At 66.9% G+C, this 1,331-nt stretch carries 1 protein-coding gene; it reads left to right on the top strand.

Going from position 1 to position 1,331, the window contains the following annotated elements; translation table 11 throughout:
• Positions 1-270: 270 nt before the first annotated feature.
• A complete protein-coding gene (locus EZM51_RS20375; protein ID WP_136710141.1) occupies positions 271-1,314 on the top strand; it encodes an IS110 family transposase in 1,044 nt (347 codons plus the stop codon).
• The last annotated feature ends 17 nt before the right edge of the window (positions 1,315-1,331 follow it).

Genomic DNA, 1,331 nt, shown 5'->3' with positions numbered 1-1,331 from the left:
GCTCCTCGGCTGACTGTGAGGATGGCGTTCGCAGCCTGATCGTGCTGGGCTGTGGTCGGTGATCCCGGGTGTGACCCTTCGACTGACTGGCTCCGTGCCTGTGACGCGACTTGTCCACTCGGGGTTACCGGCCCCGGCCCGGTCGGAGTGACTGGCCTGATCAGGAGCTTGACCGTCGGCGTCACCGCGCCTTCGTGTCCCATCACAGTCCTGCCGATTCTCCACCCCGGACCGGGAACCACGTCCCGTCCTGGCAAAGGAGAAGAACGCATGAATAGTCTGACCGATCTGGTCGATGTCGTCATCGGCGTGGACACGCACGTCCTCACCCACACCGCCGCGATCCTGGATGCCCGAACCGGTGGCGTCCTGGCCCAGCTGACCGTCGACGCGAACGCGGCCGGCTACGCGGAACTGGTCGAGTTCGCTGACACGCACGCCACGTTGCGGGCGTGGGCGGTCGAAGGCACCGGTGGCCACGGCGCCGGGCTCACTCGCCAACTCGAGGCGCTCGGCGACCTGGTCGTCGAGCTCGACCGGCCCGAGCGTGCGCAGCGGCGCAACGGCGCGAAGTCCGACCCGTTGGACGCGATCCGAGCCGCCCGGGAAGCCTTGGCCCGGACCCGGTTGGGCAGCCCACGAGCAGCTGGTGACCGGCAGGCGTTATCCGTGCTGCTGGCCGCGCGGCGTTCCGCGATCGAGTCCTCCACCGACGCGCAGCGGCAGGTGTTCAGCCTGATCATCGCCGCGCCGGAGAACATCAGGGCGAAGTTCCGTGGGATGAAATTGCCCGCGATGCTCCGAACCGCCGTGAAGCTACGGCAGCACCCGAGCTGGGATCAAGAGACGACGACTACCGTAACCGTGCTACGCACCCTCGCCCGCCGAGTCCGCGACCTCACACAGGAGGCCCGGGACCACGAACGAGAGATCCTCCGCATCGTCCGCGGTCTTCGTCCTGATCTGCTCGAACAGAAGGGCATCGGACCGATCAACGCCGCGATCGTTCTCTGCGCATGGTCACACCCCGGCAGAGTGCACTCCGAAGCAGCGTTCGCGATGCTCGCCGGCGCAGCGCCGATCCCCGCTACCAGCGGACAGACCGTGAACCGGCACCGCCTCAACCGCTACGGCGATCGACAACTGAATCGGGCACTGCACAACATCGTCCTCTCACGACTCCGTTACGACGACCGCACCCGCATCTACGCCGAACGCCGCACCCACGAAGGACGAACCCGCCGCGAAATCATCCGCTGCCTCAAGCGCTACATTGCCCGAGACCTCTACCGACTCCTCGAACACCCCGCTTGACACCCATAGGAGCGTCG

Source organism: Agromyces sp. H66 (genome assembly GCF_004959775.1).
Classification (GTDB): domain Bacteria; phylum Actinomycetota; class Actinomycetes; order Actinomycetales; family Microbacteriaceae; genus Agromyces.
This window is presented reverse-complemented; position numbering and strand designations above follow the sequence as displayed.